This is a genomic window from Ruminococcus sp. (genome assembly GCF_016287535.1).
GTDB lineage: Bacteria > Bacillota > Clostridia > Oscillospirales > Ruminococcaceae > Ruminococcus.
Genome location: NZ_JAEFAJ010000048.1, coordinates 1 through 8,256 on the forward strand (window position 1 = coordinate 1; position 8,256 = coordinate 8,256).

General features: G+C 45.3%; 6 protein-coding genes. All 6 read right to left on the reverse strand.

Going from position 1 to position 8,256, the window contains the following annotated elements:
* On the reverse strand, positions 1-893 hold an 893-nt coding region (locus tag QZZ36_RS12800), incomplete at its 3' end, for a serine hydrolase domain-containing protein (RefSeq protein WP_295082442.1).
* Positions 894-901: 8 nt separating this feature from the next.
* Positions 902-1,132, reverse strand: a complete 231-nt coding sequence (locus tag QZZ36_RS12805) for a hypothetical protein (RefSeq protein ID WP_295082445.1) — start codon at positions 1,130-1,132, stop codon at positions 902-904.
* Positions 1,133-1,230: 98 nt separating this feature from the next.
* Positions 1,231-4,218: a DEAD/DEAH box helicase family protein gene (locus QZZ36_RS12810; protein WP_295082448.1), complete on the reverse strand. Its 2,988-nt coding sequence runs from the start codon at positions 4,216-4,218 to the stop codon at positions 1,231-1,233.
* Positions 4,215-5,519 (reverse strand): restriction endonuclease subunit S, encoded by a 1,305-nt coding sequence (locus QZZ36_RS12815; protein WP_295082450.1) that lies wholly within the window; start codon positions 5,517-5,519, stop codon positions 4,215-4,217. The genes QZZ36_RS12810 and QZZ36_RS12815 overlap by 4 nt, the downstream gene beginning before the upstream one ends.
* 28 nt (positions 5,520-5,547) lie before the next feature.
* Positions 5,548-5,994: a hypothetical protein gene (locus QZZ36_RS12820; RefSeq protein WP_295082452.1), complete on the reverse strand. Its 447-nt coding sequence runs from the start codon at positions 5,992-5,994 to the stop codon at positions 5,548-5,550.
* A 2-nt stretch (positions 5,995-5,996) separates the two neighbouring features.
* A complete protein-coding gene (locus QZZ36_RS12825) occupies positions 5,997-7,757 on the reverse strand; it encodes a class I SAM-dependent DNA methyltransferase (RefSeq protein ID WP_295082455.1) in 1,761 nt (586 codons plus the stop codon).
* Positions 7,758-8,256 lie beyond the last annotated feature (499 nt).

Genomic DNA, 8,256 nt, shown 5'->3' on the forward strand with positions numbered 1-8,256 from the left:
TAATGTTCTTCGATTATTTCGTGAGATGCAGCAATAGCGTTTGCCAGCTTATCGGGAAGATCAAGCTTTCCCATCTGCGCCTTCAGCCATAAAGCCATGTCTGAAGCAGTTGTTACTGCATACCCTTCGCCTTCAATACCTTTTGCATGAGGATCATTGTAAGGTTTAAGTGTATTCCAGAAGTATAAATATCCCTGTGCTACGGGCAGATCATAACCGCTGTGTGTCATACCTATAGGCTGCATTATCTCTTTTACAACATATTCGTCAAATGAAATGCAGCTTACAGTTTCAACAAGATATGCAAGGATACAATAACCGAGATTACAATATTCAAAAGTTTCCCCGGGAGGATACTTCAGTTCAAGGTCTTCAGCAATATGAGCTATTTCTTCTTCATCTGCATCAGTTCTGATAGGATATTTAGCCATTGTTGCTGCATTAGGTATGCCTGAACAATGATTCAAAAGGTGCCATATCTTTATATCCGCATCTTTTCCCTGATATGTAACGTGCCACCAGGGGATATACTCAGAAACACTATCATCTATAGAGAGTTTTCCTTCTTCTTGTAATAGCAGTACAGCCAATGACGTAAACGCTTTTGAACATGAGCCGATATGTACGAGAGTATCTTCGGTCATGGGAGTTTTATCCTTAATATTGGCATATCCCCAGGTCTTGAATCCTACATCTGCTCCTTTGACTGCTACAACGGAGAGTCCGGGAGTTTTATCTATTTCAATGGAACGCTCAACGTAAGAAGTCCATTCTGCGTCATTCAGAACTGAGTCTACATCTGCTGCATATGCAGTGACCGATGTGCCTATGATAAGCGACAGTACTGTTACTACAATGACTGCCTTTTGCAACATTTTCAATATTAGCTTCATCTTTCCCTCTATTCAACATCCAAGAATTTCTCAATAACGACCATTATTTCCTCAAGGCGCTTACCACCGATACCTTTGATCTTACTGAGTTCTGTCTCAAGAGCTGGGAGATCAATGGTTTTGCCCTGTTCTCCGAGAAGTTCGTCTCCATACTGAAGAATGAACTTTGTAAGCTCCTCACGGTTCATCTTCTTGATCTTCTTATAGGTATCTCTGTCAATAATCTCTCGATTTGCCATATGTAACTCCTTTGCTATTTCTCTTATCACCTATTATAGCATAATACCGATATAATGTAAATACATAAAGCAGAACCGCCTATATAGGCGGTTCACTATTACTGCTTGTTTGAATCTTGTTTACGCATCTCACGGTATATAACTCCTGCAAGAGCACTCATTATAGCGTTATACTTGTTCTTATCCTTGAACAAGGATTCATAGCTTTCCTGAGATTCAGTATAGTTCTCCATAGCGGTTGCACTGAAGATCTGAGGGAAGATGCTTTCTGTGAAAATAACAGGATCTGTAGTCTTGGCAGAGCTGAGGAGCTTCGCATTCTTCTTAAGCTTCTGATGCAGTGCATCGATAATGACCTTATCTGCATCAGTGAACTGTCCCTTGTACTTCTCATTTATCTGTTCGAGTATCTCGTCAAGAGGTGTTTTCTTTTGTTTACCTCCTACGGCTTTCTGCTTGGCAGGAATATACTCTCCATCAAGGTTTTCGAGCTGTATATTGCCCTCAAAAGTCTTTTGTAGCTTGTAGTATTCAAGCTTCAGCTTTCCTTCAAGGTCACAAGGATCAGCAGGTTCTGCCGGAAGCAGATGCAGCAGATATCTCAGGAAGAGATTTTCCTTATGCATATCTTTATCGAACATCCTGACTACCTGCGTTATATAACCATACCACTTTATGAAGTTACGAACAAGGCGTCTGAACTGATACCTCTCCTCAGAGTTCTTGAGGTTATATCTATCCGCAACAGGCTTCAGTACGCTTGTCATCTTTCCCATTGATGTTGACTCCTGACCGCCGGATTTATTCCAAACCTCGATGAACGCTTCTATGTCTATATTGGTATAGATAGCGTAATTCAGCAGTTCACGCTCTGTCTGGTAGATTAGGTCAACGTTTACTTCCTGTTCAAGGAAGGTCTCCTGATAGAACGGCTGGAATGCGTCGAGGATATCCTCTTTCTTGTTGGCGAAGTCAAGTATGAACGTATCAATCTTGCCTGTACAGGTACGGTTAAGGCGCGAGAGCGTCTGTACTGCCTTTACACCTTTCAGCTTCTTATCTACTATCATTGTATGCAGCAGAGGTTCATCGAAGCCTGTCTGATACTTCTCAGCTACAACAAGCACATTGAAGTTATCATGGAACTCAGCTTTTGTCTGTGTTTCCGAAATATGGCTGCCGTCCTTTCTGACGTTGAGTGAGCTTTCAGTATACTCATTATCGCCATCCTTGACAGATCCTGAGAATGCTGTGAGCACGTCCATATCATCATAGCCATGCTCTGCTATATATCGCTTAATCTCATGGAAATAGCGCACAGCAGCAAGTCTCGAATCAGTTACTACCATCATCTTTCCCTTGCCGCCTATCTTATAGCGCGTGGTCTCACGGAATGTCTCAACGATGATAGCGGACTTCTGACTGATATTATACGGGTGAAGCGTCTGATATTTCTTTATGAGCTTCTTTGCACGACTCTCGGGAAGCTCAGGATTCTCTGTAGTGTTCTTGGCAATCTTGAAGCAGGTACTGTATGTCATATAGTTGCTGAGAACGTCCAGTATGAAGCCTTCTTCAATAGCCTGACGCATACTATATATATGGAACGGATGGAAGGAGCCGTCGGGATACGGCTCACCGAACATTTCAAGTGTCTGAGCCTTGGGAGTTGCAGTAAACGCAAAGAAGGACAGGTTCTTGTGCTTGCCGTGAGAGATCATCTGCTCCACTATCTTGTCGGTGCGGTCGATCTCGTCCTCGGCTTTACCCTCTATCTCCGCATACTCACGTAGCGCTTCCTCTGTATCGGCGAGTGCGCTTTTCAGTTTAAGGGCGGAGCTTCCTGTCTGCGAGGAGTGAGCCTCGTCAACGATAACAGCAAAGTTCCTGCCTGCAACGCTGTCCACTTCCTGATATATCACAGGGAACTTCTGCAACGTGGTGACGATAATACGCACGCCGTCATTGATAGCATCACGGAGGTTCTTGGAGGTCTTCTTTTCGTCGATAGTCTCAATAGCTCCCAGCTTATGGTCGAAGCCTGAGATAGTCTCCTGTAGCTGAGCATCGAGTACTCGTCTGTCGGTAACTATGATAACGCTGGAGAAAACTGGCTTGTCCTCAGCGTTGAAAAGAGCCGCAAGTCTGTACGCTGTCCATGCGATAGAATTGGACTTGCCCGAACCTGCGCTGTGCTGTATCAGGTAATTATGACCTGCTCCGAACTGCCGCACATGACCGATAAGGCTGCGTACAACGTCAAGCTGATGATAACGGGGAAACAGCAGCATTTTCTTATCCTTGCGGTAGCTCATGAACTTCTGCAAAATATCCATCATGCTGTCTTTCTGGAAGACATTCTGCCACAGATACGCTGTCGGATAACCGTCAGGGTTGGGTGGATTGCCCTTGCCGCCGTCGTTACCTGCACCGTTTGAGCCCTGATTGAAAGGCAGGAAAAACGTGTTCTTGCCTGCGAGTTTGGTTGTCATGCAGGCTTCCAGCTGGTCTACGCAGAAATAGGCAAGAATGCGCGTATTGAATCGGAAACACAGCTCCCTCGGATCGCGGTCGAACATCCACTGCCGCTTGGCGTTCTCGATGTCCTGACCTGTGTACTGGTTCTTCAGCTCGAATGCAAACACAGGTATACCGTTCACGGCGATGACCATATCCACGGACTTGCGGTTCTCGTCGGAGTAATACCACTGGCGGTTGACGGTTATCTCGTTAGTTGCGTAGTTGTCGAGGGCAGTCTGATTAAGCCCCGATTCGGGCTTGAAATAGCACACGCGGAAAGGAATGCCCCTGTGCTTGAAGCCGTTGCGGAGCACGCCCAGTAGTCCGTCCATGTCAACGGCTGTCTGAAACGCTCTTGCGAACTTCTCCTCTGTGTTATCGGCGCTTTGCAGCTCGAATCTCTGCCACGACTTAGGCTGAGTAGCCTTGACGAAGCGCACAAGGGTATCGAGGTAGAGGGCGTTTTTAGAGTCGTATGTATCGGCGTTGACCGTGTAGCCGTCTGCGAGCATAGCGGCGTGTATATCGGATTCAAAGCGTTTTTCGCTGGTCTCGTCTACGCTCATGCTATGGGCACCTCCTTTTTGCCTGTGACATATTCGTATATCATGGATTTTTTATAGGAATCCAGCTCGGTGAGGAACTGTTCTTTTTTTGAGATAAGTGTATCTATTTCGGCACATTTAGTGTCGATATAATCTGCTATTTCTTTCTGTTCACTTAAAGTTGGGAAGCATACCTTGATAATCTTAAAATAGTCCCAATATAAACGCATTCTGAAATCTGCTATACCATACGAATGACGTTTCATCTCTTCTTTTGCAGCAGGAGTACGGAGCAAGGCTTCCATATATCTACTGTCAATTTCCTGCTTAGGCTTTGCAATTACATAAGCCGGACTTACCATGCCTAAAACTCTTACAGCACCAAAAGCCCCCTGCCATGCACGCATCATATTATACGTTAAATCGCCAGGGTAGACTTTCATATATTTCGATCTGTCTTCACTTCTGACAAATACACGCAAACTTTCTTCATCTGATAACTCCCTGTCAGAAACACCTGTATTGATAGATACAGTTAATATGGGAAGTTCATCATTGCCTGCTTCGTTGCGTTCTTCATATAATGCCGCAATTCTGTAAACATTCCAATCTTCGGGAATCTCCCCAATCCATTCAATACCGCTGTTCTTCATCGGTCTGTCGCCGCGCACGCCCTTTGTCACAGCCTGCGTGATGACTGCCTGTCGGAGCTTTTTGTATTCCTCGATAGAGGCTTTTGTTTTCTCGATGATGTTGTCGATATGGGCACATTGACGGTCGAGGTGGGCGGAGATTGCTTGCTGTTCGGGGAGAGATGGGAGTGGAATAACAATATTTCCTAAATTAGTTCGACTAATTCTTTTCATTGTCGTTCCTTTAGCTTGGTCTTCTACAGAACGTTGATAACCGTTACATTGTGTGGTATAGCATAAATACTTCTTATCTTCGTTTGTCCTCAATATTACAATATCAACAGCTAATACATATTCAGGAAAAGAATCAGGTAAAATACATGATCTACCATAAGGAGCGTTTAATCTTGAAATAACATAGTCATTTGGATAGGCATATTTGCAATTAAGTTTTTGAAATGTTTCAAGAGAAATATATCCATTACCTTGTTCTTTATAGCATCCGTCTCCAACATTTCCTGTTGTTAAATAACGAATTCCTTCGTCTTCGATATCTGGCGATTCTATCCAGTCTCCATCAATAAAGTTATTTTGAATAGATGTGTCTGCAAGGTGCTTTATGCGTCGCGTATTCCAATTCTCAGGTATTTCCCCAATCCATTCAATGCCGCTGTCTTTCATCTGTCTCATGTACTCTCACCTCATTTCCGTACCTGCATCAGCCATTAGCTTTCCCTTTGATCAGCAGTATACCGACTGTGCCAAAAAACAAAGAGATCGCAGAAAGACAGCCGATGAAAATCGGATTCTGCTCTGTGTCCTGTTTCAGTACGGCTTTGTCCCGTTCCTCATTACATTTCAGCGATACGGTTTCGCCTTCCTTGTATTCGCCGTAGAGCTGGTTGCGTTTGATCGTATGCAGGCTGCCGTTCAGCCCTTCATATTGTATGGTAACATTGCTGTGTGGTTCTTTATGATCGTGATCATACTCGTAATAAACGTAACTGCTGATGACTGTTCCGTTCACGGCGACGGTATACTTTTTTGCGTATCCTGCGTTCCGGATGACAGCCCAAATGAGGGCAAGCAGAACGAATACTGCGATCACTACAAGAAAAATGCCTGTATTGCGCAGTGACTTTTGTTTATCGTAATTCTTTGCCATATTCAGTTCCCCTTATCAAACAGCGCGGAAAGGCTCGAGTGTATATCAGCCTCAATACCGCTCAGCCTTGCCATGATATCCTCAACCTTTTCGGGCGCCTGATACTCATAGAAATATCGCGTCATGGGTATCTCATAGCCGACTTTCGTCTTTTTATTATCTATCCAGGCGTCAGGAGCATACGGCAGGACTTCACGGGCGAAATACTCGTTTATATCCTCCCTCAGCGGAACATTCTCCGTGTCTCTGCGTGAAGAGTCCGCAACGGGCTTGCCCTTTTTCAGCACAGGCTTGCCGTCCTCGTCAAGCTCAGGACGCTCCACAACTATCTTGCTGTAGCCGAATTCCTCGTTGTCGAATATCTTGCTGTGGCAGTAAACGCCGTTCTTGTCGCCGTATATCTCGTCATTTCTGAACTCGCCGTAAGCCTTGACGATAAGCTCGCGGCAGAGGTCGGTAACGTCATAGCGCTTGAAGCCGATAGACTTGCGGCGCTGCTCTCCGCAGTGCGAAGCGTCGATGAGCTGTACCTTTCCTGCACGGTAGGCAGGCTTGTTCTTGTTCAGCACCCAGATATATGTGCTGATACCCGTATTCATAAACATATCCGTTGAGAGCTGTATAATAGCGTCAAGCCAGTCGTTTTCAAGTATGTAGCGGCGTATCTCGGAAGGACCGCTGCCTGCGTCACCTGAGAACAGGGGAGAGCCGTTCTGTATTATAGCCATTTTGCCGTTCTGAGCAAGCTTGGAAAGACCGTTCAGCACGAAAAGCTGCTGACCGTCTGATATCTTTGGAAGTCCCGGAGCAAAGCGTCCCAGCTCGCCCTTCTGAGCTTCAGCTTCAACTGCTTTCTGCTCGCGCTTCCAGTCGATACCAAAGGGGGGATTCGAGATAATATACTGGAACTGATAGCCGCTGAACTGATCCTCGGACAGTGTGTCACCGTAACGCATATTGTTGGGATCTCCGCCGCGTATCATCATATCAGCTTTGGCGATAGCGAATGTGGAGGGGTTGAACTCCTGTCCGAAGCAGGTAACGTCCATTTCGGAGTTGAGGTCGTGGATACGCTCTTCCATGCAGCTGAGCATCTGCGATGTACCCATAGCCATGTCGTATACGGTAACAGTGCCGTTGCGTGAGAAATCAGCGTCAGAAAGAAGGATATCGGTCATGAGGTAGATAATGTCACGGCTGGTGAAGTGAGCTCCAGCCTCTTCGCCGAAGGACTCAGAGAAACGCTTTACAAGGTCCTCGAACATATAGCCGCAGTCAACTGCGCTTATCTTGTCAGGACCGAGATACCCCTTCTGGGAGTTGAATTCTTTTATAACGAGATAAAGGGTATTGCTCTCCACCATACGGCGGATTATAGCATCAAAATCAAACTTGGCAAGTACGTCCTGTACGTTTGCTGAGAATCCTGCGAGGTAGTCACGGAAGTTAGCCTCTATATTGTCAGGATCAGCGCAGAGCAGGTCAAATGTGTATTTGCTGGTGTTGTAGAACTGGTAGCCGGAAGCCTTTGTGAGGAAGCCCTCGATAACTGCGAAGTTCTTCTTGCTTTCGTACTCCTTCAGTACTGCATCATGTGTAGGGAGCAGACAGTCGTGAAAGCGCTTCACCACTGTCATAGGAAGTATAACCAGTCCGTATTCATGCGGCTTGAACGGTCCGCGCAGCATATCAGCTACGTTCCATATCATAGACGCTTTCTCAGCGATATTTGTTCCGACTACTGTAAATCTATCATTTGCCATGTTCAATACCCCTTTTATCAGAATAATACATAATTTCATTATATCATGCAATTGTTAAATTTTCAAGAAAATTCGACAAAAAGAAGAGCTCGGGGCCGATGCCCCGACGTACACATTTTGAATGTAAAATACAAGAAATGTATATAATCAGCCTTTGCGATACTCAATGAATGAATCATGATTTTTGTGTTCACAAAAAGTTTACGATTTCAGCCGCACATTTTGCCAGTCTCATACGTTAAATCCTATATAGACTATAGTACAATTATCTCTTGCATTCGGCGAGATATCGTTGTATAATGAAATCAGGCAGTTAAATGCTGCAAATCTGAAGAATGGCAGGTGAATGATATGAAGCTCACAAGACTGACCGCTGCTGCAATTGCCGCTGCAGCAACTGCAATTGCCCCTCTTTCGGCGGACAGGCTTTCTGTGTTCGTTCCTTCCGCTGTGTATGCGGCTGAACACGCTATGGGAGCTGCTCTTCCCGACTGGATCC

Bases quoted from the DNA above. Each gene is read 5' to 3' on its own strand.
- QZZ36_RS12810 (WP_295082448.1), bottom strand. From the start codon at position 4,218: ATGAGCGTAGACGAGACCAGCGAAAAACGCTTTGAATCCGATATACAC.
- QZZ36_RS12820 (WP_295082452.1), bottom strand. From the start codon at position 5,994: ATGGCAAAGAATTACGATAAACAAAAGTCACTGCGCAATACAGGCATT.
- QZZ36_RS12815 (WP_295082450.1), bottom strand. From the start codon at position 5,519: ATGAGACAGATGAAAGACAGCGGCATTGAATGGATTGGGGAAATACCT.
- QZZ36_RS12805 (WP_295082445.1), bottom strand. From the start codon at position 1,132: ATGGCAAATCGAGAGATTATTGACAGAGATACCTATAAGAAGATCAAG.
- QZZ36_RS12825 (WP_295082455.1), bottom strand. From the start codon at position 7,757: ATGGCAAATGATAGATTTACAGTAGTCGGAACAAATATCGCTGAGAAA.